Genomic DNA, 24,779 nt, shown 5'->3' with positions numbered 1-24,779 from the left:
CTCACCTCAAGGCTACTGAGATAAGCACGTCCCTCTCAGTGACTATGCCCTTGACTTCATTATTCTGATCTACAACTATGAGGCTGTTCGTGTTGCGGGAGTTCATTAATGAGGCGGCCTCTGCAATATCAGCGTCTTCACTAATAGTGGCGACGTCCTTGCTCATAATCTCTGAAATTCTAGTGGAGAGCACATCCTCTATGTCATAACTAGACAGCTTCTCAAAGGCTTCATGGGATCCAAAGTATGAGATAAAGTCTATGGCGCTCACAATGCCGACCAGGTAGGAGCCGTCCGCTGAGAGCACAGGTATTCTCCTAAACCCATATAGAGACATTAGCTGCGCAGCCCTTTTAAGGGAGTCTGTTTCAAAGGCTGCAACTAGGTTAGTTGTCATGACGTCCTTTACTTTAACGTTAACGTCTTTATTTACAAGATATCTTACTAGATCATGTTCTGTAACTACCCCATAGGGTGTACCGTCACTTGAAACTATAGGTACAAGTCCTATACCATTAAGCACCATTATCCTGAGGACTTCTGAGAGCTTCGATGAAGTAGTTGCGTAAAGGGGGGTTGGATTCATAAGGCTCTCGACGCTCTCGGACCTCAATGCGCTAAATAAGTCCCTTTTGTGGCGTTGCTCTACTATGGAGTAAAGCTTTCCTCCTCCCAGATAATTCACGATATCAGTTGCCATAATCGTGCCTCTAAGTTTATTGCTTGAGTCAACTACCACTAGTCCTCTCACCCTCTTTGAATACATAAGTTCTATGGCTTCTAGTATAGTACTAGTGAAGGTTATAGATATGGCGGGTTTTGACGCTATAAGGATTATGTCGCCTTCCTTCTCCTTGACTCTCTGGCTCCAGTTAGGCTCAGAGTCCGCCCTAAGATATTTAGTGCCCTCCCACTTACGAATCCCAACAGAGGACACAACCCTAGCGCTCCTTGACAGCTTAAGGCTGTTCTGCCTGTTCACTTTCGTCTCACCTTGTCACCAGCCTAGCTATGTCTTCTCTATCAATGATGCCTACCAGTTTAAGTTCCTTACTGGAGTTAACTACAGGAATCCTTCCATAGCCGTGCCTTGACATCAGGCTTGCTGCCTCATAGACGGTAGACCAGGGGAACAGGTAAACGGGCCCGCGTGTCATAACCTCTTTAACGCGAGGCCCGCGTGAAACTCCGGCCTCACTCTCAAGGTGTATTCTACTGTATCCTTTGCTTATTAGATCGTATTGAGTTATCATACCTACGAGCCTCCCATTAGAATCAACCACTGGAAGGCCTGCGTACCTTAGTTCTCGCATTCTATTCCATATCTTAGAGATGAACTCGTCCTCTTCAGCAGCGATTGGCTCTTTAGTCATATAATTTTCAATCGTGAGATCTTTAAGAGTATCTTTGCAGTAGTTAACAGCTAGCGATATTACGTCATCAAACGTAAAGAAACCAAGGAAGCGGCCGTCAGCATTAACAACTGGCGAAGCCCACTCATCAGCCTTTATCATAAGCGAAGTTGCCTCCTTAACCGACTGATCAGGCCTTAAGGTAACTAAGGGCTGCTCGGCCAGAGAGCCGGCTATGGCCTCAGTTTTAGAAGAAGCCACAGTAAGCACGGTGCCCCTGGTTATGACGCCAACTAATCTGCCATAATTATCAACGACCGCAACACTTCTCACCGCTTTCTCCCTTATTATTCTTCTTACCTCCGAGAGCTTCGTCTGGGGATTCACCGAAATTTTAGAAGAACGTTCTAAATCAACGACATTTACTATCTTAAGCTCGCCTATCTTGCCTAACGAGGAGCCCTTCTTTATATCTGATAGCACAAGCAGCCCCCAATATTTTGTAGCTTTTAAAGGATTTAAATTGTAATAACTAGGGTTGCACAGAGCGCCTTCTAGCAATAAGACATAAAGCATAGGCTTAGTTTGACGATCTCTTCAGAAAATACCTAATATTAGTCTAGCGGCTCAGAATTCCGTTATAGTTTCGCTTGTCGAGACCTTCTTACACTCCTGTGGGTTACGGTCGCAGAACTCCATTAGCGAAACCACTTTTACATCGAGGCCAAGCTTGTTCTTTAGGAACTCTTTAAGCTTGTTTTCTGAACCCATTACTACAACGACCCCAGCCAAAGACGCCTGCCTGACCCTGACAACATCTATGAGCGACGAGAGCTGGTAAAGCTTATTCCCGTCTACAAGTACTATGACTACCCTGCCTTTGCGCGGGACGCACTCTTTGGGGAAGATAAGCGAATCGTAGTAATCCTGCGTAACTTTATAATTCTTAACTATTATATGGCGAGAGTATGGAGTGCTTGAAGGGGCGCACAACCTGCAGTGAAACGCGTCTGAGAGCATAGCCCCGAAGGCCGTTGAATAACCATCTTTACCCGTCACTATAGCGCTGACCTTTTCACCCTTGAACAGCTCCATGGCTTTCAGCTCAGCCAAGGTCATTATGCCAGGGTTGCTGAGTATCTGCCACGGTTCATCGCTATCCTGTAGAGACTTCTTTATTGCCTCATCTATGAGGCCCTCTTTCTCTATTTTTTGAAGAAGTTTCTCCGCTGTCACCCTCTCTGGGACACTTCTAAGCGAGACGTAGCGCCAAAGTATTTGCGCTGAGACTCCAAGCCTATTCTCGAGCTCCTTAAAGGAATAGAAGTGCTTAAGGGCGCTCAGCACCTTAAACAGAAGGAACTTGAGGTTACTGTCACCATTCATGGTCTGTTGCACATACTCCTGCTGCGGGGTATTAGTGTCTTGTAAAGGTCCTGCAACGCCCTTAGAGCTACCTTCCCTGCTGCCCTCCATAGGCTCTCTGACTCTCGATAAACTCTTGCACCTATTATGTTTAAAAGGCTGACGCTGCTGAAAAACTTAGAACTCATGACCTCAGAATTCTTCCTCCTCTCCCTCTTCCTCGTCCCACTCCTCCTCGCTTTCCTCCCCTTCCTCTCCCTCTTCTTCCTCTCCCCAGTCTCCCTCTTCCTCGTCACCTACATACTCCTCGTCCCACTCCTCCTCGCTTTCCTCAGGCTCCTCATTCTCTTCCTCTTCCTCCTCGTCTTCGAATTCTATGTCCTTGGGCACGTGTATTCACCTCGGCACTTTTTGGTTGCGCTTTGTGCGAAATTATATAAATGTCTACTTATAAGATGCTACAGCATGAGTAACTCTAAACATAAAATAATAGCAACACACGATAATGTATAATGAGCAGACTCGTCAAGGGATCCCTTAGGGTATCTTGAAGGTAATTAGCCTTATAAGCAACTGCTATAACCTCCTCCATGAGGAGAGCAAGGTGCCCGTAAGAGCACCAACGAAGAGGATGCCCTACAAAGCATGCAAAAGTTGTGGTGCACTGGTCCCTAAAGATTCGAACGTGTGCCCCGTATGCGGTGGGACAACCTTTGTTGATGACTGGGACGGAGTAGTAGTAATACTAGATAATTCTGAACTTGCGGCGAAACTAAAGTTTGCAAGGAAAGGTATGTTCGCGCTCAAGGTGTCAGGCTCCTATGTGTTCAAGTAGAAGGGGCAGCTATGCGGTGATAAGTTACGTTATACCGCCTTCTGTGAGGGTTGACTTCTCGGGTCCTAGAGGAGCTCTTGTGAGCGGGCAGCTTAGGCATATCATAGAACTGCGGGGCTGGAGCAAAGTAATATGCCTAGGTGATGTGGTGTCAGCCTTCTGCATTGAAGGTGTCAGGCTTCCTGATGTAATAGTCTTTGATGGCAGAACCCAGCGCTCTGAGAGTAAATATATCAAGGAGAGCATACTCAGGGACATGGGTTTCAGTTTAATTGAAGTAAACAACCCTCCAGGCGGTCTCAGCGTTGAAGCCATGGAGACCTTATGCAGTGCTATGAGTGGCAGTCATGGCAGAGTGGCTATTAAAGTAAACGGCGAAGAGGATATGCTTACGCTTGCGGCACTCTCCTGCGCGCCTGTAGACAGTCTCGTAATTTATGGAATACCAAATAGAGGCGCCGCGGTCGTGGTTACAAATGCCATAATATCGCGTGAGGCGCAAACTAGGTTGCTCAGACTTGTTCCCTCAAGCATCGCGGTTTAGACCTAAGGCAGAATAGGTATTTGCGCAGAGCTTGGAGATCCGCGCAGAAACCATTGCAGAAACCATTAACTAGCCTAACCTACTGTGTAGTTTCTCAGAAGCCATGAAGGGACGCTTTTAACGAGCTCATAAGCCTCCTCCCATCCGCTTAAAGATAGCTCGCTGGCCAGCTGCTCTAGTGTCATATTAGTCTTAACATATTTCCTGAGAGCCTTTAATACATCGTCCGTAAGTTCTATCTCCTTATCATTAATCTTAACCTTAGGCCTCTCCATGCGGTCTCCCAAAATGTTTTTGAATGCTAGGTTAAAAAGCGTTGAGCTATCAAGCTGAGTTTCATAGTAGTCGCTTCTTAGCGAGGCTTATGTTAGGTACGAGCCCCGTAGATACCTTAACTTAGTAGCTTAACATTGCATAAGTCTGTTGCTTTGTGTTAACAAAGACTTTTACTGCTTCTTAGGTAGAGGTGGTGGGGCCGCGGGGATTTGAACCCCGGACCACCAGCGATCCAGGCGGGCCTGGCATGGGGGTCCGCTCCCCAGGCTGGCATCCTACCAGGCTAGACGACGGCCCCACCATTTCTCGTACTGAAGTTCTATGGGTTTAAAACTGTTAGCTGGCTATACTACCGCTAGGACAATTTTCCTTGGTAGAGTTCATAACTTATGATAACCCATAATCCTTGAGGTGTCTATCAAGATTAGATAGGCATTGCTAAGATTAATCATAACAGGATCCAACCTCTTAAGACTCTATAAAAACTGTACAAAAGTGTACCTTATTATAATGTTATTTTAGAAGCACTCTATGTAATGTCGTTTGGAAGTTTTCAACTCGCTGGCTAGGTGTTTTCCTGCGATCCTTTAGAAAGAGCCGTTGCAGAAGGACTTTGTTGTCTATTAATGTAGCTTAAGAATAGGTATTACTTAGGAGGCCGGTGGAGGCTTATGGAAAGCCTCAGAGGAGGAGTCGGCAGAATAATTATAAGGTGCCATAATTGTGGCACCATTCTTTATAAGTATGCCATAGGGGACAAGAGTGATAGAAACAAGTTTAATGGACCACCGCTTCCTAAGAAGGCCCTCAGCGGCTTTGATGGCATGACGTGTCCTGTGTGCGGGGCAAAAATATCGCCAAAGCCTGTAAGTATCAGGTTCCACTCGGCTGAAGAGTTCGAAAACCTGTACGTAGAGGATAAATACAAGCTTGTGCTAAGAAGCTCCTTACCTAACGGTCTGCTACCCGCTCAGCATTCTGCAAGTAGTGCTGTAGATCTAGAGGACGAGTAAACACGGAAAGTTTAAAATATAGGGCCCCTATTGCTTTCTTAACTTATCTATGATTAGTTTTATAATGGAACTTTCCACTTCACTATACTTTTGAAAATCACAGTCAACCTCGTACATTTTGAGCAACTCACTTATCTGCTTAGGAACGTTGCCGTGAAACCTTACGAGGAAGAAGCTTGCTATCCTGTTTACGTTACCGCAGCCATTGGAAGAAGATTCAAGGTCCACTATTAGGGCACTATTCAGGTTCAGCGGATCAGGGTACATAACATTATTCAGGGGCCTGCTTAGCTCTGCGTGAAGCAAGCCTGCTAAATCTAGCGCTCTCGCGGCCCTCAGAGCTCCCCTGATAGCCGCGGCTAAGTCATCTATGTCATAGAAGTGCGCGAAGTATAAATTCATAACCTGCTTCAGTGGCATAGAGCCTACATAATCCATTAGTATCATGTTTTCTGTATATCCATAAACCGTGGGAGTAGCGCCATAGCGGGAGCCTAGAAGAAGTCTTCTAGCCTCATCTGAGAGGCGGGCCCTCTTGCTATCGGCTCTTTTGATCTTAAGCGCTCTTACGACACCATCTGCTAGGACTTTAACTACTAACCCAGCGTGGCCTTTACCTAATACTCTAAGCCCCTTTAAGATAAAGTCAAGCCTTGTGGGGCCTTCTAAGCATATCTTCTCAACCCCTAGCGACGAAGCTTCCGATACGAGCCTGTTCACATCGCAGTCCGCGGTTGTTTTAGGGTAACAAAGTAGAAGTCTTGCTGCTAAGGAGCAAAGGGGTACGTCAGCCATGCAGGTATTGACGCCAGCTCCTTGCGAATCCATTCCCTAAGCCCCCACTCACCGATCTGAAGCTTTCTTACATCATCAGATATCACAACTTTGCAGTTCTTGGTGCCCTCAGGAAGGGGGGCCTGCTTAATTGCGAGATTTAGGAAGAACCCTATGTCCGTGTGGTCAAGTCTTTTCACGCTCACTAGTCTCTTCTCGCTCACCCATACTCCATCATCAATTCTGTTAGATATGAAGTCCTCTACATAGTCTACGTTAATGTAAGGCTCTGGACCTTCTACAACATCTAGGCCATTTAGCTGTAGCGTGTTAACTAAGAAACCTGCTGCAGCCTTAGATTGCTCGTCAGTAAAAAATGAGCGCTTAATTACCTTAAATCCGTACTTAGTCAGTAAGGTAGCTATGGATCTCGAAGCTCTTGCAAGCCTTCCCCATACGTCGCCCGGAGGGTAGTTTGCATAGTCACCTTCGCAGATAACTATGGCCGCTGGGATGCTGTACTTTAGGCTAACATATCTGGTGAAAATGTGGAAGAACTCCTTCCGAGGTCTCTTAAGATAGAGCTTCGCTGCAACCACCGCAGTTGAGAGTTTTTCCAGGGTTACTGCTGCGGCAGCGTTCCTTCTGGGATCTACCGGATCTACAACAATTAATGGCGAGTCAGGGTAGCGCTTGAAAAGCAGATTCTTATCGCCAACATTTTCAGGGTCAACATAGACTGGAGGTCTCCACTTAGAGATGGCCTGAAGGGCCCCCCTAAAGCTGCCATAAGTTATTATTAGGAGCTCTGTGAGATAGCCTGAGAAGCCGCCTATATGCGCCTCAGCCCCGTAAACTCCCACGCCCTTAAAGAAGGACTTAAGTAGCCTTACTTCGTCAGTGCCGCCTTTGTCAAGTTTAGATAATACGTATCTGGTATGAAAGGGGGTTCTGCTAACCCCCATCATGTTCCCTGTTGGTTTCTCTCTATACACCGCTGGTACTACGTCTGCTTCTATCCCCATTAAGGTCACAGTAATGTAGGGATGCTCACTATACTTTATTATTGTAGGAAAATCCTTCAGGGAGCCTTCAAGTAGATACCTTCCTCTGCTCCTTATCCACTCATCGCTAACTCCCTTAAGTAGTACAAAGATATCCAGTTCCCAGTGGTCTGCAAGCAGCGTGCCCTTTGCAAAACTGCCCTCAGGCTCTACAATAAAGTCAAGGCCCTTCCCACTAAGATTGGCTTGTAGGCGAGACCTAATCATTTCATAGAACCTAGAGAGCGTCCTTAATTGAAGTGGCGTGGGCCTAAGCCTTTCCAGGACCTCATCTTCAAGCAGCTGAGGAGCCTCGCCGCTCATTCAACGCGGGCCTCCGCTATGGTCTCATATATGGGGCCCTTAGGTGTTAGCGTGCTCTTCTTAAGTCTAACAGCGTTAACTATCATCTCACCGACCTCATATGAGGAGTGTTCCATTATGAACTTAATTATCTCTGGGCTTGGACGATACTTAAGTCTCGCTATAGTTATATGCGGCGTAAACTCTTCATCGTTTTCATACTTGATACCAATATCCTTAAGCAACCTATCAAGTTGATCCCTTATCGACTTGAGCTCGTCAAAGCCCTGTACTATGCCAACCCAGATTACCCTCGCGGAGTTTGGTGAGGGAAAGGCGCCTACCCCAGAGAGCCTCAAAGTAAACGGTTTAAACTTCAGCTTAGGCAGCACGCCAGACCTTATGTCGCTGACCGTGGAGTCCGGTATCTCCCCGAGGAACCTGAGAGTTACGTGGAAGTTCTCCGGCTCAACGAGCTTTATCCTAACTCTTGTCGCCTCTAGCTCCATCTCTAGCTCCTTAAGTTTGTTGACTAGCTCCGGCTTGTCTATATCAACTGCTATAAAGGTTCTCAACGTCGCCCCCCTGGCTGGTGGCACTAGACCCCTTAAGATGTTTTATTAGGCCTCTGGATCAAAGTTTCTTGGGATCAGCAGTGAGCGGGTACGGAGACTACGATGACTCAGACGAATATGACGAGGAGCTTGAGGAGATCAAGAGGAGGAAGCTCGAGGAGCTAAGGAGGCAGGCGGAGGCGCAGAGAAAGCAGCAGGAGGAGGCAGCTAGGCGCGAGGCAGAGCTAATGGCTGTCTTAAGGGCAATACTTGACTCTGAAGCCTTAAATAGGATAAATAACCTTAAGCTTGTGAAACCTGAGCTTGCAGATGCAGCTATTCAGACCATAATATCACTTGTGCAGGCCGGGAGGCTCGTACCTCCAGTGGATGATGAGACCGTGAAAAACATTTTAATACAGCTAGATAGTAGGTCTCGTAGGGAATACGAGATAAAGTTCAAGTGGAAGTGAGGGAGATCCCATGTCAAGGCACAAGCCACTTGCCAGGAAGTTGCGCTTGGCTAAGGCTTTCAAGAGCAATCAGCCCGTCCCCGCGTGGGTTATAGTAAAAACTTTAAGGAAGTTTACGTTAAATCCCAGAAGGAGGCACTGGAGAGTATCAAAGCTGAAGGTGTGAGGTGAATAGATATGGAGCCTGGGGAGGCTTTCGTGTACAACTTCAACTTAAGCAGGGTCTACTATGGTCGTAGGACTAATAGGGCCAGAAGGGCTGTAAATCTGTTGAGGTCCTTAGTGGCCAGACATGCCAAGGTTTCACCGGAGTCAGTAAAGATACTTGATGATGTTAACAATTACATCTGGAGCAGGGGCATACAGAGGCCTCCGAGAAGAGTCAAGGTGCTGGTAAAGGTTGTCAAGGATGAGGAGGGGAATGTGAAAGCCTTAGTTGAGATGGCCAATAAGAAGCTAAGGCCAGGTAAGGCTGAGCTCAAGGAAAAGGCCAAGTAAGAACCTCATGTAGAAACTTCTTTAAAAAGAGGAGCTAAGGTTATCTAGGTATTAATGTTTCGGCTAAAGACCTGAGAAAACCATCTGTATTCTTGCTATCTCAGGGCCGCTAGTGTTGGCGCCTACTAGTGCCCCTCTGTTATTAACGACCAGGCCGGTCTTGATAAAGGAAACCCCAAAGTTTATGGTGCCTGTCTTAAACGGCACCTTAAACAGGTCCTTCAGGAACTCGAGCTCCTCGTCACTGGTATCAGGGTGAGAGAGCCCTCCTATGTCGGTCACTGCTACGATCGCGCCAACTGTGCTTATGCCTGATATAGCCCTCTTTGCGACTTCTACGCCGAGTACATCAGATATAATCTTAGTTGCTGCATTATCAAGGCCTGGGTACACCAGAGCTCCATGACTATTAGCTGCCACCAGGTTGCCTATCGCGTTATTAGACGAAGGAACGACGCCTATATTCATGAAGCTCCCTATCGCTTCTTTGAGCGCTTGAAGCTCCCCCTCAGTTATAGTGCTTGGTACTAGGAGGCCATTATTATTACCAGCTACAAGAACACCTATTAGCCTAGTTCCCATAATTGTCACTTCATAGACGTCGACCCCTAGTATATCTTCTATTAACTGTTTATCCTTCTGTTCCATGTCAGGGGGCACCAGGGCTATCTTATCGTTAGCGAACATGTACACGCCTATGTTGCTGTTACCAAACACCTGCATCTTAGCTACATTGAAGGTCAAAGCTCTCCCTCTTCACTACTTCTCTAGCAGAAGTTCTCATGGTTAAAAGGTTAATTAAATGACTCGTTGACATCATTGTGGTAGCCGGGCGGGGATTCGAACCCCGGTCACGGGGGCTCTCCCGGCCTCCGCAGTCTAGCGGCCAGCACGTCCAGAGCCCCGCATCCTTGGCCGCTAGACGACCCGGCTACCCATACAGAGATCCCTTGTTTTGGGTTTAAAAGGATTGTAGGGGACTCCAATATAATTATGGTTCTGGACTACAACAACACCAATTGAGTAAGGTTAAGGTTGTCTATGAAATGGAGCATTCTACTTTGGTAGCGAGAGGGCCAACAATTAGCTCTTTAGCCTATTAACTTGCTCTCTGCCATTCTCGCTGGTCAGTTTAAGTACAGTGTTGTAGAGGTCTGGATCCTGCTCCTTTAACTTTTCAAGGCTCCATGGTTTCCAGCCTCCGGACTTGACTTTACTTACAACGTTTCTAATCCAAGAATCATACACCTTGCTGCAGTTACCGAAGTTTTTACAGCTCCTCTCTAAGAAGCCCTTTATCTCATTCACAGCGTCAGCCTCATTTAAGCCCTTTATATTAGTTAAATATCTTGAAATGACGTAGAGTATGAGCCTATGCCTTCCATCAGGAACGCCGGTATTTAATATGCCTTCTATCCATGAAAAGTCGCCCCTATTCTTAGTAGCGGTAATACTGCATAGGCCTAAGTTTGGGCACATTGTCCTAAGCAAATTCTCAACTATCTGAGTGCACTCTGTCGGCGATTTCTTGCACCTCTGCGCGGCTTCGATGAATGCAGAGATTACTCTCACCACGATATTTATGAAAAGGCTCAGCCTTAAGTAGTGTAGACCCTAACATTCACAATAAATGATCGTAAATGCACTTAGGCCTTAAGGTAAGCCTTCAGGAGCCGACATGTCGAGAGCCTGATAGTTTAAAACTGTGGCCGCGCAACGCATCTTTGGGTGCTTTGGAAGCCTTACAGATAGATCTAGGTATAACGGTGAGGCTTGTTCAATATACTCCTGATGCGCCTAGAATAGTTGCTGCGGCATCGAAGATGAGTACTTCAAGGAAGGGCTCCTCTGAGCTCTTAAAGATGGACGATAATGAGATTGAGACCTGGATAAGGGAGACGCTAAAGAGAGGTCACCTGAGTCCCTGGGAGCACTCTAGCTATACCTTTATAGTTGAGGGCTGCTCCAGGGTCTGCTCTCACCAGCTTGTGAGGCACAGGATAGCAAGCTTCACGCAGCAAAGCATGAGGTACACAGAGGCCTCGCTGAGGGAGATGGCCATAACTGCGGCCTCAAAGCTTGGCCTAGAGTGTCCCCAAAAGCCTAAAGGCGAAGGGGCAAGGGAAGCTTATGCCTGCTACTCAGAGTCCCTCAGAAGGGCAGCTGAGGAGCTACCTCTGGAGGAAGTGGCAAGGCTAGTCTCAGCGGCTTACGTTATACCGCCCTCGTTGAATGATGAGAAGAGGCTCGAGGCGTATGCAAAGAACCTGATGCTGGCAACCTCTACCTACTACAGGTTGCTTTCTACAGGTGCCCCGAAGGAGGACTCAAGGTTCATCATACCTATGGCCGTGAGGACCAAGCTGACGTTTACCATGAATGGAAGGGAGCTTATAGCCTCATTCCTGCCCCTTAGGATGTGTACCCATGCTCAGTGGGAGATAAGGCATGTTGCTTGGCTGACGTGGTCAGAGCTCATGAAGGTTCATCCTCAGCTCTTCAAATACGCGGGCCCCAGTTGTGTGCTGCTTAACAATGGCCAACTAGAGGAGCCAGCAAGTCTCAAGGACTACCTATCAGGTAAGGCAAGGTTCGTCATAACAAAATGCCCCGAGCTGGTGCCAAACAGGAGCATACCGAGTTGCCTACTTTTCGCCTCCCGCTCCCTGAGTGGAAACCCACTTGAGCCCGAGTCCTCTACGGGAGAGGACGAAACCTGGGGAGCTGGTGAGTGAAGAGATAGCATACTCCTTTGGAATTCCAAGACTTGCAAGCAGGCCTATGATCTCAAGAGGGTGCCAGAGCTCATAGGGACTCTCGGCGTCGCTGACAACCACGGATCTGAGCCCAACCCTATAGCACCTTGCCATGACTTCATGAAGAAAGTTAAGTAATCCTTCATTACTTATCAACGGCCTAAGCGGCACCTCGACAGCGCCGCCGCCTCTCTGAAGCAGTAAGTTGAGAGTTTCTTTATCGGGACGAACCGGGCTTCCTGGCGCAAATCTTATCAGATCTACTCTCATATTCTTAGCCGCCTCCCTGTACGCACGGAAGTCCAACGGAATCACTGACACCAGGGTTTTGCTATCGACTTTCCTTAGCAAGCTGTTAAGATCTGTCCTGCTATCAGCTTCAAATGTCACCCTCTTCACTATTGTTACCTTAAAGAGGTTCTCCAGGTTACTAAGGTTATATTCTGCGAGATCGCCAACTCCAATGACCTTAAAGCCAAGGTTGGAGGCTCTTGCTATAAGCTCTTCTGGCTCCTTAGCTGGCCTGACAGAAAGGTCTACAAAGATGCTATGCGTCACTTCCTTAAACCCTCTATTTCACTTCTTAGCTCCTCAATCAACTGCCCCCTTGATTCCCTATAAAATCTAACCTTAACCTTTATTACGTCATCTGAGTCTGAAAGCATGACCTTACCCAGATAGGCTTTCTGCTTATCAAACCTCAGATGCAGCGAGCCCTCTTTGTCTATTCTTTCCTCTAAAGATGATAGCAGGAATCTCCTGTCAGGCTCCGTTAGCGTCGAAATTATCTTGTTAAACGCCTCTTCGGCCTCCTCATTTTCCTTAGATGCAGAGATTACTAATATAGGGTTACCGAAGTACCCTTTGAGTTCTTCTACGACTATATTAGAGGGGCCTATCAAGTTATGCAGAGCATGGACGACCTTTTCCTCATCTTCAGTAGCGTGAGCGTAAACTCTGGCCTCTAGCAATCTAACGTGCAACGGTCTCACCAAGTTTTGGAGCTTTAAGTTATATCAACGCCCTATTTAGAAGCTTAGAGTTACTTGGTTTATTTGTTATCATTCTTAGTGTGGGGCACTATTAGCCTCGCGCCTCTGCTAGCCTCGTGCCTAGCCTTCCTGGCCCTCTCCCTGGCCTTCTTCTTCCACTTCTGTATGTGGGTTCCCTTAAGTCCCCTACTGCTCAGCAGACCTCTGGACTTCTTGCCAGCGGCCGTGAGTCCCCTGAATGGCCGTCCCTTGGCGCTAGCGCTAGTTGTGACCCACTTAAGCTGCGGGTCGGACCTTATAGTAGGTGCGTTGGGGTCTACCATTATCACCTCAAACCACTTGTGCTGGCCGTCCTCGGCCAGGTAGTAGCTTCCAAGGACCACCAGGTTGGGGTAAGCTCTCTGCGCCTTCTCCTCTGCAACCTGCTGTAGGCTCTTAGCTAAGGTGTAGCCTTCTACGCCCATCCTCTTCGGCCTTCTGCCAGAGTCGGGCCTTGCCTTCCTCTGCCCTCCCTTCCTGACCCTGACTCTGACTACAACGAAGCCCTGCTTTGCCTTGTATCCTATGGCGCGGGCCCTATCAAGTCTCAACGGTTTATCGACGCGAACTACTGTAGGCTCTTCTCTCCACTCTATTAGCCTCTCCTTCATTAGTTTGCCATGTTCACCATCGTAGGGTCTCTTCCACGCCTCAGCTATGTAGTGGTATAGCCCATAGGCCACAGCTTACAGCCTCCCACTCACTTGCTGCAGGTTTGGGTTTTTAAGCTGACAGCATTCTCCGCGGTTCGCTTTAGTTAGGATGCCTGCAGAGCTCAAAATGAAACATCAAAGCTAGGTGATAACCATCAAATGCCTTAAACGCGAGGATTTTAGCCTTAGCCTTTTACAAAAGGAGCAGGTGCAGGAGTTTGAAGCTTGATAAGCTTTTGCGGTTCGTTTCAGGAAATCCAATGTATAAGGTTAACTTATTGGAGGATACCGTGGAGCTTATAGCAATAACTCCAAGTATAGGCGAGGCAGCCTCAGACACCGAAGCGCAGCCCACGGAGTCCCGTCGCATGATTGTATTATTTAAGCTGAGCCAAGATAATGAGGTGATACCTATAGAGGCTTATGTGGAAGAAGGCGATAAGAGAAGGCCCCTCTCTATTGACGAAATAAGGTGGTGGCTTGACGTCTTAGAGACCATGATTGGTTAAATTGCTTAATGTAGGCCTTGTTATATTTTTCAATAATAAAATAAGAAGTGGCAAGATTGATCTTAGACTCTTAAGGGCTGGTACGCCTGTCTAGCGATAAACGCCTTATGACTGAGTATGAGGCATAGACTAAGTAAAGGTACGAGTTTACGAGAGCTCTTAAGTCACCTAGTTCATTAGAGGCTATAGATATTTTAAGGCAATCGTTCTTAATATTTACATCGATGCTGCCCTTCCTTGGTGTGCCTGGCTGGGAGGCTTCGGCGATCAAAGCCCTGTATATGGCAGTTATGTCAGCAGGCTTTCCACAGAGCTTAAACTCAGCCTTTGCTGAGCCCATTTGGAACCACCACCCTTAACAGGGGTCCTAGGATGGCATTATTTTCTCGCTTTCGTGGCACTATGGTTATATAATCCTCATCTAAGGAAACTTCAAGGTAATCCGTGGTGGGCCTTTCGGCTATTTTAAGCTGAAAAGCGTCGGCTAGTAGTTTTGCTACGTAGGCGATCGTATCATCTTCGCTAGCGCTTACAACTTCTTTGCATAGTCCGGCGTTTCTCCGGCCCAATTCTCTCCTCAGCTTAACTCCAACTATCCTTAGCCTCCCAATCTCTATGAGACCCCTCTCGGAAGGAGAGTAGGCTACCATTAGGCCTGGGTTACCCTTCCATTCGTTTATTATGACGACACGTTTAAACCCGTTAGCATTAGCTATATTATTGATGCTCTTTAAGGACTCGTGACCCCTAGTAAACCTGACAATTCCATATATTACCAGCTCCAGATCTTTCATAAGGGTTCGGGTTCTCCTGCTGGGCCTCCTACTGCTAGTAAGCAGCGTCGTGAAGTCAGAAGGCCTTTCCCTCAGCTCCCTTAAGAGCCTTAGGGGGCCCTCGCTCAAAAATCTCACGTCCCTGATGTTGAATAGTAAGGAGGCAGATACGTGGCTACCTCCGTGCGCGGCACATACGCGCCTCCTGCCCATATCTTGCCGCACTTGACGCACTTCCATACTCCTGTGGAAACTCTCTTTACGGTGCCTACGCTGCCGCAGAACGGACACGTGTGATCCGCATACCTCTTCTCCAGGACAGCCTTGACCCTCTTCCTAAGCGTGGAGCCGTACCTAGCGCCATATCTTCCTGTTATCCCTACTGACTTAGTATGGCTATAGACCACAGAGCCTCACCTCTGGCCACTGCCGCTCTGAAGCGCCTGGTCTAGTAATTTAAAGTAAACTTGTGAGGCTTTTCTTGAGATATCAATGACCTTAAGTAGCTCATCCTTGGTGTAACCTCCCATGCCGCTCTTCTGCATGCCCACTATAGTCCCCTGCTCATCAAACGCTATAACCATTCTGCTGTCGGCCAGCAACTCTTCATCAAGGTTAGGATCTATTAAGATATAGTCGCCCACCTTAACGCTTGTAACTAGTACGACGCGTCTATTTAGCTTAAGTGGAGTTCCCCTTTCCCTGTTTATTATTATTTCTCCGGACTCCGTCTCCTCATACTCAGGAACCTTGGTGTTCATCAGAGCAGCCATAACCCCTAGCATGCTTGCGTCAAAGTAGTTGCCATCATAGTCTAACACGTAAACGTCTATCCAAAGAACCCAGGCCTTCTCGCCAGGCCTTATTACGAGGGAGCTCAGGTCTATTGCCTTGGGATCCCTTAGGCTCCTATCTATAACTCTTGACAGTTCGACTGCGTTTTCATCAGGGGGACCTGGCTCAAACGTAGGTGAGGCCACCGGGGTCAGCTCAGAGTTAACCTGGAGAACCCCCTCATTTGGGGTATCCCTGTAGGGGCTCCCTACTTCTAACTTAACCCCAACGAGCACTTGCGTGTTGCCAAGTCTAACCCATGCCGAGCCGTCAGCCTTATCTATTACACCTACCTGTATCGAGAGGTTCCTGGGCGTGGCGAAATCGCGCTGGTCACTTCTCACACCCTTCTTATAGAGGCTAATTAGGCTCTTGCTTCTGATCTTTGATACGACAGGCACCCTGTATGGCGTGTAGCTCACTCCACATCGACCTCCTCTATGGAGCTCTTGAGGGCCTGCTTTTCCTTTTCAACCAGCTCGCTTATAGCTTTAAGCGCCATATCAAGGCCTCTCTGAGTCTCCTCTATTGTCATAACTCCGTTAAGCTGGAACAATGTGATCAGGCCCAGGTCAGGCGCAGCCACTACAGGCATGTCGGCCTCGCCGAAGTTATCTTCAGGCTCGTTAAGGTCTAATACTACTACGTTATCTACCTTGCCGACGGCCACCCCGGCCACGAGGGCCCTCATAGGTATACCGGCGTCTGCGAGAGCTAATGACGCAGCAGTCGCGCTGGCAGTCCTAGTACCTCCGTCAGATTGGAGCACTTCTACATAAACCTCTATTGTAGTCCGTGGGAAGAGCTCGGTTATTACAACAGGTTCTAAGGCCTCCCTCAGAACCTTGGAGATCTCCACCTCCCTTCTGGTAGGTACCGGGCTTTTGCGCTCCTCGGTAGAGAAAGGGGCCATGTGGTATCTCACGAAGAGTGACGCCCTGTCAGGCAGTACTGTGTACTTCTGCGAAGGCTCCCTGGGGCCATAGACAGCGGCTAAGACTTTAGTTTTGCCATATGAAACTATTGCGGAACCATCGGCGTTACTTAGGACACCGACCTTCATGTCCACAGGCCTCATCTCGTCAGGCAGCCTTCCATCGAGCCTTCTGCCATTTTCATCGAAGAACTTAGTCGGCCTTACATGCATTCTCTCAGACCCCTCTAACCTTCCTCTCCTCCTCTATAAACTGCTTCACTCTGGCCGTGAGGCCCGTCGTGTGGGACTGCGATTCGATCATCTTTATAGCTTCAGCTACTATTTCCTCAAGAACCTCGTTCTGGCACGTTATGTGTACCCTTCCATTTACTGCTATAAAGAGATCGCAGCCACTGGCGCTTCTTATGGTCTCTATCATTGAGCCCTTTTTGCCTATGATCCTTGGCACCTTAACTGGCTTTACAGTGACAACGGTGCCCTCTGTAATTCTCCCTAAGCCCTTATCTTGAACTGTGAGGACAGGGCTCCTCACCCGGTCAAAGGCAACTATCTTTGCCTTAACGTAGTCACCTATTTTAAGGTACGTGAACGGGTCGTCGGGAATCTGACCTCCCTGCTTGACTCCGAAGAAGTCCTGAATGCTTAACGTGGCCTGGTAAGGCGAATTTATGTCAAGGAACCAGTTGGCAGCAGCGTGGGAAGTCACCAGGCCAATGACTATATCTCCCTCGTTGGGGAAGTAAAAGCCCTTCAGCGGCACGAAGGATGTTCCGTCGCTCTTTATGTTTAATAATCCAACTACTGCCGCCCTCTTCTCCCCATTATAATCGAAGAGGTAAATGTTCTGTGCCTGTTTAACACCCTCTACCTTATCACCTGGCAGCACCAGAACTCTCTCGACCTTCTCCTCTTGACTCACTGTGAGCTCACCTTCACGTTAATCTGTGCCTGCCCCTTAGCGAGGCCCTGGATCTTATCTATAACTTCAAGCTGCATGCCGGCTGGTATCTCAAGCTCTACCTTGAGGCTGCCGTCATCAAGCCATGTAGTCTTCTTTACGTCACCCAACCTCTTAACCTCACCCATGGCCCTCCCTGCAAACTCAGGAGGTATGGTAACCTCGATCAAGGCCTTTGCAATCTTTATGGGAATAACCGTGGCCATTTTCTTAATGGCCTCTAGCGCCTGCTGTTCTACAGGCTTAAATGGATCTACACCTATTCTTAGCTCTTCAAAGAGGTTCTCTATTCTCTGTTCAGGTATTGGAGAGCCACTTTTAGGGTCGATGGCGTTTCTTGCAATATATGTTATTATCTGCCTTCTCTTCATCTCAATTATTTTCCTTCTCTCCTCTTCGGTTATTTGGATTTGCCCCTCCTTAAGTATACGTTCAGCAATAGAGTTGATATCGTCCGTTCCAAAGGCCTTCTTAATGGCCTCTGGGCTGGCCTTCAGCCCCTTTCTAACATCCTTGAAGACTGTGTCGGACCAGAGCACATCGGATATAGATAACTTTTCCCCCTCCTTGAATTTGAACGCCTCGTCCGGCTTCACCAGAATCTCGAAGTGCTGCCCCCTTATATCAATCCATGCAATTACGTAGTCTTGCTTTTTAGGCAAAATCTCGCCCCAGCAGCTTTTGATCCATAAATGCAAGAGGCTTTAGTAGCTATAAAAGGCTTAAGCAAGAACCTAATGGCAACAGGTAGCTCAATTTATGTCTACGATGACAGCATCTCACCTTTGCTGGACTTCACTACCTCCTTGATAACGTCACGACTTACCTTGTTGAACATCCTTTCCTTAGTGTCGATATAGGCCACCTCTACATACTCGTCAAAGGCGTTTGCTAAGTCCTCCTTCTTTTCGTCAGAGGAGGCTATTCTTCCCTTGAACAGAGCCACGACGGCTAATCTTATGGCATCATCAAGGCTGAGATCCTTCTTGTAGTTCTTTTCAAGGTAACTGTTAGCAGCGTCACCTCCAAGGCCTATAGCTATGGCGTAATAACTAAAGTACTGGCCTCCAGGCTCTGTTCTAAAGAGTCTCGGAGTTCCGTCAGAGTCCACGCCACCAAACACTAGCGCGACACCAAACGGCCTGACACCGCCATGCTGTGTGTATAGCTGCTTCAGGTCAGCCACAGACTTGACTACGTATTCGGTGCTTGTGCCTCCCCATATGTCAGCCTGTGCCTGACAGCTACTAGTCTGGCGTAGTCTATAAGGACCCTCCCGTCGCTGCCCATGCCGGCAAACGTTACACCTATGTGGTCATCTACCTTATAGATCTTCTCTATGCCATTAAGGTCGAGCAGCGGCGTTATCTTTCTCTTCTCGGCAGCCAGAACCACACCGCTGTCAGTCAGCACGCCTAGACTAGTCCATCCCTTTCTGACAGCCTCGAATGCGTACCTCACTTGATAGAGCTCCCCGTCAGGGGAAAATATGGTAATTGCACGGTCGTAGGCAGACGGAGGTGCGGCCATAGCCATTTTCTATACCCCAGGTACCCAGTAGGCACGCATTTTTAAGTATCTATTGGTAACATTCCCTTGTTTGACTAAGAATTCTTCCATGACTGATGTCACGATATCAAATTGTAGCAGAAGTTACACCACGTGGCTATAAGGACTCTGACATAAGATGCCATAGCTATCATTAACTGGCGAGTCTTAGGCTAGCGACTTAAGGATCCAGGGTCTGGCCCACTTAAGCTTTCTTGGGTTACGCCTTAGCTTAATGGCGCTCTTAAAGCACTTATTGCTGCAATACCAGAGCACCTCACCCCTCTCATTTACATACATTTTGCCTGTGCCAGGCTCTATGGGCCTGCCGCAGAATGCACAGGTCATTTCCTTAGGCATATTGTTTGCACCCGCGCTGACTGAGGAAAAGTCCCTTTAAAAGTTTAGGCCTGCTCAGGCTCTACGTGAACTACTAGTTTGACGTTATATTTTTCCAGGGCCATCCTTTCTATCTTGTCAGCAAGTCCATGCGCGGCTTCCACGCTTTCCGTGGGAGGAGCCTCTATTATTACATAGCCTGCTATATAATTATCCCCTACGCTCCTAAGCTTGAGATCCTTGACCTTAACTCCCATGGAGCTTATGTCCTTAGCAAGTCCCTCTGATACACTTCTAGGGGGCGCTGGTCCACTGACCTTGTAAAGTATAGTTTTTGAGTTTGTTATTACCTGATAAGCAAGGTAAATTAGCATAGCAGCTGCTCCAGCTCTGTCTATTTCAAATGACACATAGTGGGCTAATGGTAGGACAGCAAGGGCCACGAGACTTTCGGCTATCTCGCTTGTAGTCACGTTGGAGTACGTTACAAACTGTCCGCCAAGCTTCCTTATTGTAACCACGCTGATTGTGTAGAGCCCGGCAACCGCCAGCGGCACCAACCAGGCTATACCTGCGACTGAATAACGGGCTGGATTAAACACTTCATCGACGCCAAGCCCAAGCATGAAGGCATAAACTAGCAGGGTTAGCACGGAAGCGCTGAGAGAGTAACCGGCGTGACCAAACGGGTGGTCGGAGTCCTCAGGCTCAAGTTCTTTCCTATAGAAGTAGGCATTTGATATTATTACCACCAGGTTAGCTATGCAGGTGAGGCCATTAATGATAAGCAGTCGGCTATGAAAGAGCACCCCTCCTGCTGTGTTAAGTGTTGAGGCTAGGGCGGCAGCTATTATAGATATCATCAATGCACGCTTGGCCTCCTCCATAGCGATCACCGGCCTATATCGGATGTCCGATAGCAATTTTAAGCCTCTTCATTCTTCTTCATACTACCATAAATCGCTAACGGAAAAAAGGCCGAGTTGTTTTTAGCGGCAGCTAAACAATAAATGGAGGCTATTTGGAGTAGCCCTTAAAGAAGACTACATAAATGAATACTATTATGACGACTATCATTATAGCCATCATCAAGCTTGTGAAGAACTGGCCAAAGGACGCTGCGGCCAAGGTGTTGTAGTTGGTGAGGTTGTTGTAAGTTGCTATGAATACGTTCCACGGCTTTGGGAAGGACGCGGCCTGGGTGGCATTAAGTGATGCTATAAACCTTGGGAACTGAGAGAACGCGTTGAGCATCTCGCCAGCCTCTATTGTGCCCAGCGCTGCAGCGCCACCAATTATGGACCACAGGGCCACATGCCTGGACAGTATATTGCCCCTGAGTGCAGCGTAGGCTATGTAGAGAAGAGCTATGAATTGTATAGTGACTAGGGCCAGGTGTAGAACAAATATCCAGGTGAAGTTATAGGCAGCGTCGCCTCCAATAGTGATTCCAAACCCAACCATTATGTTATTGAACTTGTAGGGAACGCCTGTGAGTGACATGAGATAGGCGAACATAAGTGGAATCATCAGCAAGAGGCCCACCAGTGATGGTATGAAGAACTTCCTTATAGCAGCCTCAAAATAAGCTCTCTCGCTGTCAGGATGCCTCAAATAAGCTATGGCAAAGCCAGCCATTATTGCTATCATCGTTGCAGTCAGCGCGCCTACTATGCTTGAGAGGTAAAGTGGCCAGAAGGTCGGGTTGGTGTAGGCCTCAGCTACATTGAGGGAGGGACCTTTTGGCGTGAAGTAAAGGCCCACGGGCTCGTTAAGGAACGCAAACACGCCCCTGAAGCCGAAGGGTATGAGTACCGCTGACGCCGCCATCAGGAGTCCTATCAGGTTGTGGGTCCTCGGGGACCACCTGTCCCAGCCGTACCAGTAGGTTATTAGTGAGAAGAAGTTCAGCGCCACCATAGCTATGGCTATTGCAAATGGGACTATGGCAATGGTCCCTATTACTAAGGTGGCGAAGGGGTAGTAGGAGAAGAGGAACACAGTAAATGCGGTGCCGAAGACTCCGGCTATGCCGTACGTGGCTGCATAGTACTTCATGAGCCTCCTTGACATGGCTACGGTGAGCTGGTCATTATGTTTCGTTCCAAGGTACTTAAGGAGCGGTATCAGAATGGCGAGACCTATGACTAGGTTTACCATAACTATATGTATGCCGAAGTTAAAGGCAAGCCAGAATATAGAGCTGTAGAACATAGCCTCACCCCCTTAGTATGTCATCTCATCAAGGACTTCCCTCTTGGAGGGCACCCAGAGGAACCTGTAAACGGCATAGACTAGGGCGGCGCCTATAGTTATGTAGAACAAGCTGAAGAGGGCCTCGCCCCAGGCCGGAGGAACATTAACGGTGACGGTGTCACTTAATGTCATTATGCCATAGACCACCCATGGCAGCCTTCCCATTTCCCTGGCGGCCCAGCCCATGTAGCTCGCCAGCTGGGCTAGCACTGCAGCTGGAACAAGGAGGTAGAGCCAGAACCTTGGTATCCTGTCGGCTCTGTGGAACGCTATGTAACCTGACAGTATCAGTGCGTAGACGCCAAGCGCCACACCAAGAATTACCATAGCATAGTATGCATAGTCCACTATTAGCGGCGGTAGGTAAGTCGAGGTGCCGGGAACCCCTAACGTTGGTGAGATGTTGCCCCAGCTGCTGTAGTGCGTCATAAGGTAGCCGTAGTTTGGCAGGTGCGCGTTCAGCGTGCCATAGGCCAGGAGCTTCTCTATGGGCTCCGTGTGAAGCAGCTCAGCGATGGAAGTGAAGCCTGGAACCCCTAGGCCTTCGAACGCGGCAAACTTCTCGGGCTGGTAGCGTGCTACAGTCACGCCCATCTCATGGCCAGCTATGAGACCCTGGTATATAATTACTATGAGCGAGAAGACCACAGAGAATTTGAAAGCCTTGAGCAGGTACTCCCTATACCTCTTGTCCTTAACGCTCAGCAGCCTGGTGCCGAAGCCGGCCATTGCAGTGAAGCCTGAGACCGTTAGGCCAGCACCTATGGAATGCATCACGGATGGAGCGAAGTCAGGGCTCTCAAACAGGTACAGGTATATGTTGTAATACCTTACGGTAGAGTCCATTATTGAGTTAACCACGTTGAGCACTGGCACAGCAGCTAGCCCTGGATCGTTTAAAGCGCCGTGTTTTAGCACGAGCTTCAGTATACTCTGATTTAAGGTGTAGCCTGCAAAGGACTCGTAGACAAGCCTGTCCACTATAGTGACGGGCACCGCAGCTATTACACCATCGTTGGTAGTGCCCATTATCTGAACGTGAAGGGACTGAAGAGTCGTTACGTTCAGCAAGGACGCTATGCTGTTGGGTATCACAAGGGTCAGCTTTGGATAGCCCTCAGCGTAAAGCCACTGGCCAGTAGTTGCGTTGTAGTCTGGTATTAGGCCTGTGGGTATTTGCATGTAAGAGTTGGCAGCAACTATCATGGCGCCTGAGTACCAGGGGCCTACAAATGCAAAGAAAGTCAAGACAAGCCTGGCCTTAGGCGACAGCTTGTCCCAGCCATACCATAACATATAAATGACTAGGACCTCCATGATAAATGCAAAGACCTCGGCGTACATAGGGAAGTAGAGCCACTTTCCAACAGCAGTTAGCACCCTTGGCCACACAGTTATGAGGCCAAACTCGACAAGAGTTCCTGTCGCGGCTCCTACGGCGAAGACCAGAGCAGTGCCCTTGACGAGAACCTTAGCTATCCTCATCCAGTCAGGATCTCTTGTCTTAAAGTATATGAGCTCCGCCACGAAGGCCATGAACGGAAGGCCAAGCACGTACTGAAGGATTCCCCAGTGCATGCCAATGCCGACCATCGACATGGCCCTGGTGCTCCATGAGCCGTATTCCACAAGCTGCTGCCATACGTTAATGCTGGGCACCTCACACCGCCAGTTTTAGATCCTAAGTAAATGTGTCCTTTATAAAAATATTTCACATAGTACGTTATAACGTATATAAAGTTATTTATTTTGATAAATATTTTCTTATTTTTGTTAAGATGATAGAGTCTGCGACGCCAATGTGTGTGACTCAAGGAAGAGGCGTAGGGTCTGATGGACTAGGATTCATCATTGGGAAGCCCTCCGCTGTCCGGGTTCTACTCTTCATCCCACTACCTAGGCTTCGCTGAAAGGAGGTTTAAGCCTGTTCTTTTAGAGGCTTCATGCGTTCTTATCGAGGGCAGAGGCTGAAGAGGCCTTATTAGCGTGCGCCCAAAGTTAAACTGGCCAGGGTGTTCGGCATTTCTTAACTTCTAGTGGACGCGCCTTTAAAGCTGAAGCGAGAAGTATATTAGGTATCAAGGTCTGTGCATCGGCCTCCTTCCAAAAAGGGAGGTCTTCACCTTACTTCTTCCTTAGAGGTGCGTGCTATGTCCAGCGATGTAGAAACTAGCTCACAGCCGGCCACTGCAGAAGTTTATCCAGAGGACGTAAAGGGAATAGCTGATGAGGTGGCTAGGCTTCTCTTTATAGCAGGATCTACCAAGGGCAGCGCCGCGGTTCAGCTCTCAGTTTATGCATCAAATCTTTATGATGAACTGATAGCTAAGGTCAACTTGAAGGACCATGCCGATGGTATAATTAACCTCATAGGTAAGCCCCTCTCTAGCGCTGCCGACGTCGTAGACTGCATGGGTTACAGGGCTGTAGCTTCACTCTTAGTGGCAGCATCTAAGGCCTTGGAAGGCGAGAGCCTAGAGGCCTACAAAAGGGATCTAGAGCTCTTCGCAGACTGCATGGGCTGGCTTGTGTCGCCGCACAAGATGCTCAGCGACGAGCAGAGGGGGGCAGCCGTGCTAGCTTCATTTGCCGCAGCTATAAATAAATGGCTTGAGGAGCTCGCTTCATTATAGGCCTTATAAGGGGATAAGTTAGGCTCCCTGCTGTAAACTGTTTGAAGAAGGTTTAGCGTTATTGTTCCTCTTCGTAGAGTCTGATAGTTATTTCAGCTTTAACCTTCTGTGATGAGAATGGCGGCATCTCCTTGCCTAGATCAATCGCAATGCTGACTGGGTTGCCCAGGTCATCAGTGAACCTCACTTCTGCTATGTAGGTCTGTTCGGGCCCTCCGGACTCCATCATCTTCATTATGGACTCATAAAGCCTTGATATAGCCATCTGAAAGGATGCAGGACTTGATAGATCATCAGGCTTAAGGCTTATCATGGCAATGTTTTTAAGCGCTTTGCCTACTTTAGCCTCGGCCTGAACGTGCCTTACTATTTCAGCTCTCTCCTCCCCGCTCATCTCTTACTACCACTAAGGCTGTTCGCGGCTGAGCTTATTATATATGTTAAGCAGCTTTGTTGACGCCTCCTTAGGTCATTCCGAGTTATATCTAATTTAAGCGGCCAGCTGGTAACAACTTTTAATTT

34 protein-coding genes, 2 tRNA genes and 1 pseudogene are annotated in these 24,779 nt (G+C 48.2%); 9 read left to right on the top strand and 28 right to left on the bottom strand.

Features of this window, described 5'->3' with window-relative positions; genetic code table 11:
• Position 1: 1 nt before the first annotated feature.
• The 4 genes from ACZ5GQ_RS05610 to ACZ5GQ_RS05595 form a co-directional block, all read right to left on the bottom strand.
• Positions 2 to 982: a CBS domain-containing protein gene (locus ACZ5GQ_RS05610; RefSeq protein ID WP_498856191.1), complete on the bottom strand. Its 981-nt coding sequence runs from the start codon at positions 980 to 982 to the stop codon at positions 2 to 4.
• A gap of 7 nt (positions 983 to 989) precedes the next feature.
• Positions 990 to 1,835: a CBS domain-containing protein gene (locus ACZ5GQ_RS05605; protein WP_498856190.1), complete on the bottom strand. Its 846-nt coding sequence runs from the start codon at positions 1,833 to 1,835 to the stop codon at positions 990 to 992.
• Between the two features lie 144 nt (positions 1,836 to 1,979).
• Positions 1,980 to 2,828, bottom strand: coding sequence for a hypothetical protein (locus ACZ5GQ_RS05600; RefSeq protein ID WP_498856189.1), 849 nt, complete (start codon positions 2,826 to 2,828; stop codon positions 1,980 to 1,982).
• 81 nt (positions 2,829 to 2,909) lie between these two features.
• Positions 2,910 to 3,107, bottom strand: a complete 198-nt coding sequence (locus ACZ5GQ_RS05595) for a hypothetical protein (RefSeq protein ID WP_498856188.1) — start codon at positions 3,105 to 3,107, stop codon at positions 2,910 to 2,912.
• A gap of 241 nt (positions 3,108 to 3,348) precedes the next feature.
• Here ACZ5GQ_RS05595 and spt4 point away from each other — a divergent pair, with 241 nt between their 5' ends.
• Both spt4 and ACZ5GQ_RS05585 read left to right on the top strand, forming a co-directional pair.
• Entirely contained in the window at positions 3,349 to 3,552 is a 204-nt protein-coding gene (gene spt4 / locus ACZ5GQ_RS05590; protein WP_498857381.1) for a transcription elongation factor subunit Spt4, read from the top strand.
• Between the two features lie 16 nt (positions 3,553 to 3,568).
• The gene (locus ACZ5GQ_RS05585) at positions 3,569 to 4,096 is read left to right on the top strand and encodes a GTP-dependent dephospho-CoA kinase family protein (protein ID WP_498856187.1); all 528 of its coding nucleotides are present in this window, start codon (positions 3,569 to 3,571) and stop codon (positions 4,094 to 4,096) included.
• A gap of 74 nt (positions 4,097 to 4,170) precedes the next feature.
• Here ACZ5GQ_RS05585 and ACZ5GQ_RS05580 read toward each other — a convergent pair whose 3' ends face one another.
• Positions 4,171 to 4,371, bottom strand: a complete 201-nt coding sequence (locus ACZ5GQ_RS05580; RefSeq protein WP_498856186.1) for a hypothetical protein — start codon at positions 4,369 to 4,371, stop codon at positions 4,171 to 4,173.
• Between the two features lie 192 nt (positions 4,372 to 4,563).
• Positions 4,564 to 4,670, bottom strand: a tRNA-Pro gene (locus ACZ5GQ_RS05575).
• Positions 4,671 to 5,043: 373 nt separating this feature from the next.
• Between ACZ5GQ_RS05575 and ACZ5GQ_RS05570 the strand changes: the two genes are divergently transcribed.
• The gene (locus ACZ5GQ_RS05570) at positions 5,044 to 5,385 is read left to right on the top strand and encodes a hypothetical protein (protein ID WP_498856185.1); all 342 of its coding nucleotides are present in this window, start codon (positions 5,044 to 5,046) and stop codon (positions 5,383 to 5,385) included.
• A 27-nt stretch (positions 5,386 to 5,412) separates the two neighbouring features.
• On the opposite strand, the gene ACZ5GQ_RS05565 is transcribed toward ACZ5GQ_RS05570, so the two are convergent.
• Genes ACZ5GQ_RS05565 through thpR form a run of 3 tightly spaced genes read right to left on the bottom strand, consistent with a single transcriptional unit; the run spans position 5,413 to position 8,080 of the window.
• Entirely contained in the window at positions 5,413 to 6,105 is a 693-nt protein-coding gene (locus tag ACZ5GQ_RS05565; protein ID WP_498856184.1) for a hypothetical protein, read from the bottom strand.
• A 47-nt stretch (positions 6,106 to 6,152) separates the two neighbouring features.
• Positions 6,153 to 7,526, bottom strand: a complete 1,374-nt coding sequence (gene cca, locus ACZ5GQ_RS05560) for a CCA tRNA nucleotidyltransferase (protein WP_498856183.1) — start codon at positions 7,524 to 7,526, stop codon at positions 6,153 to 6,155.
• Positions 7,523 to 8,080: a 2'-5' RNA ligase family protein gene (thpR, locus tag ACZ5GQ_RS05555; protein WP_498856182.1), complete on the bottom strand. Its 558-nt coding sequence runs from the start codon at positions 8,078 to 8,080 to the stop codon at positions 7,523 to 7,525. Before thpR ends, cca begins: the two co-directional genes overlap by 4 nt.
• A 68-nt stretch (positions 8,081 to 8,148) precedes the next feature.
• On the opposite strand from thpR, the gene ACZ5GQ_RS05550 reads away from it, so the two are divergent.
• From ACZ5GQ_RS05550 to ACZ5GQ_RS05540, 3 genes are read left to right on the top strand one after another with little or no spacing between them, the layout of a single operon-like run.
• Positions 8,149 to 8,532 (top strand): DNA-binding protein, encoded by a 384-nt coding sequence (locus ACZ5GQ_RS05550; protein WP_498856181.1) that lies wholly within the window; start codon positions 8,149 to 8,151, stop codon positions 8,530 to 8,532.
• A gap of 10 nt (positions 8,533 to 8,542) precedes the next feature.
• A complete protein-coding gene (locus ACZ5GQ_RS05545; protein WP_013267044.1) occupies positions 8,543 to 8,698 on the top strand; it encodes a 50S ribosomal protein L39e in 156 nt (51 codons plus the stop codon).
• An 11-nt stretch (positions 8,699 to 8,709) separates the two neighbouring features.
• Positions 8,710 to 9,030 carry a 50S ribosomal protein L31e gene (locus tag ACZ5GQ_RS05540; protein WP_498856180.1) on the top strand — a complete coding sequence of 107 codons (321 nt, stop codon included), beginning with the start codon at positions 8,710 to 8,712 and terminating at the stop codon, positions 9,028 to 9,030.
• 63 nt (positions 9,031 to 9,093) lie between these two features.
• Here ACZ5GQ_RS05540 and ACZ5GQ_RS05535 read toward each other — a convergent pair whose 3' ends face one another.
• The 3 genes from ACZ5GQ_RS05535 to priX all read right to left on the bottom strand — a co-directional run bounded on the left by ACZ5GQ_RS05535 (position 9,094) and on the right by priX (position 10,605).
• The gene (locus tag ACZ5GQ_RS05535; RefSeq protein WP_498856179.1) at positions 9,094 to 9,774 is read right to left on the bottom strand and encodes a translation initiation factor IF-6; all 681 of its coding nucleotides are present in this window, start codon (positions 9,772 to 9,774) and stop codon (positions 9,094 to 9,096) included.
• 78 nt (positions 9,775 to 9,852) lie between these two features.
• A tRNA-Gln gene (locus tag ACZ5GQ_RS05530) sits at positions 9,853 to 9,963 on the bottom strand.
• 150 nt (positions 9,964 to 10,113) lie between these two features.
• Entirely contained in the window at positions 10,114 to 10,605 is a 492-nt protein-coding gene (priX, locus tag ACZ5GQ_RS05525) for a DNA primase noncatalytic subunit PriX (protein ID WP_498856178.1), read from the bottom strand.
• Positions 10,606 to 10,763: 158 nt separating this feature from the next.
• Here priX and thyX point away from each other — a divergent pair, with 158 nt between their 5' ends.
• Positions 10,764 to 11,765, top strand: coding sequence for an FAD-dependent thymidylate synthase (gene thyX / locus ACZ5GQ_RS05520; protein WP_498856177.1), 1,002 nt, complete (start codon positions 10,764 to 10,766; stop codon positions 11,763 to 11,765).
• Here the strand turns inward: thyX and ACZ5GQ_RS05515 are convergent.
• The 3 genes from ACZ5GQ_RS05515 to ACZ5GQ_RS05505 all read right to left on the bottom strand — a co-directional run bounded on the left by ACZ5GQ_RS05515 (position 11,676) and on the right by ACZ5GQ_RS05505 (position 13,500).
• Positions 11,676 to 12,344 carry a PHP domain-containing protein gene (locus ACZ5GQ_RS05515; protein WP_498856176.1) on the bottom strand — a complete coding sequence of 223 codons (669 nt, stop codon included), beginning with the start codon at positions 12,342 to 12,344 and terminating at the stop codon, positions 11,676 to 11,678. The genes thyX and ACZ5GQ_RS05515 overlap by 90 nt on opposite strands.
• Complete coding sequence (locus tag ACZ5GQ_RS05510) at positions 12,341 to 12,757, bottom strand: RNA-binding domain-containing protein (RefSeq protein WP_498856175.1); 417 nt, start codon at positions 12,755 to 12,757, stop codon at positions 12,341 to 12,343. Before ACZ5GQ_RS05510 ends, ACZ5GQ_RS05515 begins: the two co-directional genes overlap by 4 nt.
• Before the next feature lie 80 nt (positions 12,758 to 12,837).
• Complete coding sequence (locus ACZ5GQ_RS05505) at positions 12,838 to 13,500, bottom strand: eL15 family ribosomal protein (protein WP_498856174.1); 663 nt, start codon at positions 13,498 to 13,500, stop codon at positions 12,838 to 12,840.
• A gap of 188 nt (positions 13,501 to 13,688) precedes the next feature.
• Here ACZ5GQ_RS05505 and ACZ5GQ_RS05500 point away from each other — a divergent pair, with 188 nt between their 5' ends.
• Positions 13,689 to 13,979 (top strand): hypothetical protein, encoded by a 291-nt coding sequence (locus tag ACZ5GQ_RS05500; RefSeq protein WP_498856173.1) that lies wholly within the window; start codon positions 13,689 to 13,691, stop codon positions 13,977 to 13,979.
• 70 nt (positions 13,980 to 14,049) lie between these two features.
• Here the strand turns inward: ACZ5GQ_RS05500 and ACZ5GQ_RS05495 are convergent, their stop codons facing one another.
• From ACZ5GQ_RS05495 to ACZ5GQ_RS05440, 12 genes and pseudogenes are all read right to left on the bottom strand, one after another.
• A complete protein-coding gene (locus tag ACZ5GQ_RS05495; RefSeq protein WP_498856172.1) occupies positions 14,050 to 14,319 on the bottom strand; it encodes a KEOPS complex subunit Pcc1 in 270 nt (89 codons plus the stop codon).
• Positions 14,300 to 14,773, bottom strand: coding sequence for a hypothetical protein (locus ACZ5GQ_RS05490; protein ID WP_498856171.1), 474 nt, complete (start codon positions 14,771 to 14,773; stop codon positions 14,300 to 14,302). Before ACZ5GQ_RS05490 ends, ACZ5GQ_RS05495 begins: the two co-directional genes overlap by 20 nt.
• A 113-nt stretch (positions 14,774 to 14,886) precedes the next feature.
• Positions 14,887 to 15,159, bottom strand: a complete 273-nt coding sequence (locus ACZ5GQ_RS05485; RefSeq protein ID WP_498856170.1) for a 50S ribosomal protein L37Ae — start codon at positions 15,157 to 15,159, stop codon at positions 14,887 to 14,889.
• 6 nt (positions 15,160 to 15,165) lie between these two features.
• Entirely contained in the window at positions 15,166 to 16,008 is an 843-nt protein-coding gene (gene rrp42, locus ACZ5GQ_RS05480; RefSeq protein ID WP_498856169.1) for an exosome complex protein Rrp42, read from the bottom strand.
• Complete coding sequence (gene rrp41 / locus ACZ5GQ_RS05475) at positions 16,005 to 16,733, bottom strand: exosome complex exonuclease Rrp41 (protein WP_498856168.1); 729 nt, start codon at positions 16,731 to 16,733, stop codon at positions 16,005 to 16,007. Before rrp41 ends, rrp42 begins: the two co-directional genes overlap by 4 nt.
• Before the next feature lie 4 nt (positions 16,734 to 16,737).
• Complete coding sequence (gene rrp4 / locus ACZ5GQ_RS05470) at positions 16,738 to 17,442, bottom strand: exosome complex RNA-binding protein Rrp4 (RefSeq protein WP_498856167.1); 705 nt, start codon at positions 17,440 to 17,442, stop codon at positions 16,738 to 16,740.
• A complete protein-coding gene (locus ACZ5GQ_RS05465) occupies positions 17,439 to 18,143 on the bottom strand; it encodes a ribosome assembly factor SBDS (RefSeq protein WP_498856166.1) in 705 nt (234 codons plus the stop codon). Before ACZ5GQ_RS05465 ends, rrp4 begins: the two co-directional genes overlap by 4 nt.
• Positions 18,144 to 18,244: 101 nt before the next feature.
• A pseudogene (gene psmA, locus ACZ5GQ_RS05460) lies at positions 18,245 to 19,017 on the bottom strand (archaeal proteasome endopeptidase complex subunit alpha).
• Between the two features lie 180 nt (positions 19,018 to 19,197).
• Positions 19,198 to 19,389, bottom strand: a complete 192-nt coding sequence (locus ACZ5GQ_RS05455) for an eL24 family ribosomal protein (RefSeq protein ID WP_498856165.1) — start codon at positions 19,387 to 19,389, stop codon at positions 19,198 to 19,200.
• A 44-nt stretch (positions 19,390 to 19,433) separates the two neighbouring features.
• Positions 19,434 to 20,255: a cation diffusion facilitator family transporter gene (locus tag ACZ5GQ_RS05450; protein WP_498856164.1), complete on the bottom strand. Its 822-nt coding sequence runs from the start codon at positions 20,253 to 20,255 to the stop codon at positions 19,434 to 19,436.
• Between the two features lie 130 nt (positions 20,256 to 20,385).
• Positions 20,386 to 21,582 carry a cytochrome ubiquinol oxidase subunit I gene (locus ACZ5GQ_RS05445; RefSeq protein ID WP_498856163.1) on the bottom strand — a complete coding sequence of 399 codons (1,197 nt, stop codon included), beginning with the start codon at positions 21,580 to 21,582 and terminating at the stop codon, positions 20,386 to 20,388.
• Positions 21,583 to 21,594: 12 nt separating this feature from the next.
• A complete protein-coding gene (locus tag ACZ5GQ_RS05440) occupies positions 21,595 to 23,283 on the bottom strand; it encodes a cytochrome ubiquinol oxidase subunit I (protein WP_498856162.1) in 1,689 nt (562 codons plus the stop codon).
• Between the two features lie 491 nt (positions 23,284 to 23,774).
• Between ACZ5GQ_RS05440 and ACZ5GQ_RS05435 the strand changes: the two genes are divergently transcribed.
• Positions 23,775 to 24,257 carry a hypothetical protein gene (locus ACZ5GQ_RS05435; RefSeq protein ID WP_498856161.1) on the top strand — a complete coding sequence of 161 codons (483 nt, stop codon included), beginning with the start codon at positions 23,775 to 23,777 and terminating at the stop codon, positions 24,255 to 24,257.
• Positions 24,258 to 24,315: 58 nt separating this feature from the next.
• On the opposite strand, the gene ACZ5GQ_RS05430 is transcribed toward ACZ5GQ_RS05435, so the two are convergent.
• Entirely contained in the window at positions 24,316 to 24,651 is a 336-nt protein-coding gene (locus tag ACZ5GQ_RS05430) for a hypothetical protein (RefSeq protein WP_498856160.1), read from the bottom strand.
• Between the last annotated feature and the right edge of the window lie 128 nt (positions 24,652 to 24,779).

This window comes from Caldococcus noboribetus, from assembly GCF_055389385.1.
This window is presented reverse-complemented; position numbering and strand designations above follow the sequence as displayed.

Coding starts and splice junctions, on each gene's coding strand:
- ACZ5GQ_RS05600 (WP_498856189.1), bottom strand. CDS start 2,828: ATGGAGGGCAGCAGGGAAGGTAGCTCTAAGGGCGTTGCAGGACCTTTA.
- spt4 (WP_498857381.1), top strand. CDS start 3,349: ATGCCCTACAAAGCATGCAAAAGTTGTGGTGCACTGGTCCCTAAAGAT.
- ACZ5GQ_RS05580 (WP_498856186.1), bottom strand. CDS start 4,371: ATGGAGAGGCCTAAGGTTAAGATTAATGATAAGGAGATAGAACTTACG.
- ACZ5GQ_RS05570 (WP_498856185.1), top strand. CDS start 5,044: ATGGAAAGCCTCAGAGGAGGAGTCGGCAGAATAATTATAAGGTGCCAT.
- cca (WP_498856183.1), bottom strand. CDS start 7,526: ATGAGCGGCGAGGCTCCTCAGCTGCTTGAAGATGAGGTCCTGGAAAGG.
- ACZ5GQ_RS05545 (WP_013267044.1), top strand. CDS start 8,543: ATGTCAAGGCACAAGCCACTTGCCAGGAAGTTGCGCTTGGCTAAGGCT.
- ACZ5GQ_RS05540 (WP_498856180.1), top strand. CDS start 8,710: ATGGAGCCTGGGGAGGCTTTCGTGTACAACTTCAACTTAAGCAGGGTC.
- ACZ5GQ_RS05495 (WP_498856172.1), bottom strand. CDS start 14,319: ATGGGCTCAGCAAAGGCTGAGTTTAAGCTCTGTGGAAAGCCTGCTGAC.
- ACZ5GQ_RS05490 (WP_498856171.1), bottom strand. CDS start 14,773: ATGAAAGATCTGGAGCTGGTAATATATGGAATTGTCAGGTTTACTAGG.
- rrp41 (WP_498856168.1), bottom strand. CDS start 16,733: ATGCATGTAAGGCCGACTAAGTTCTTCGATGAAAATGGCAGAAGGCTC.
- ACZ5GQ_RS05455 (WP_498856165.1), bottom strand. CDS start 19,389: ATGCCTAAGGAAATGACCTGTGCATTCTGCGGCAGGCCCATAGAGCCT.
- ACZ5GQ_RS05450 (WP_498856164.1), bottom strand. CDS start 20,255: ATGGAGGAGGCCAAGCGTGCATTGATGATATCTATAATAGCTGCCGCC.
- ACZ5GQ_RS05445 (WP_498856163.1), bottom strand. CDS start 21,582: ATGTTCTACAGCTCTATATTCTGGCTTGCCTTTAACTTCGGCATACAT.
- ACZ5GQ_RS05435 (WP_498856161.1), top strand. CDS start 23,775: ATGTCCAGCGATGTAGAAACTAGCTCACAGCCGGCCACTGCAGAAGTT.
- ACZ5GQ_RS05430 (WP_498856160.1), bottom strand. CDS start 24,651: ATGAGCGGGGAGGAGAGAGCTGAAATAGTAAGGCACGTTCAGGCCGAG.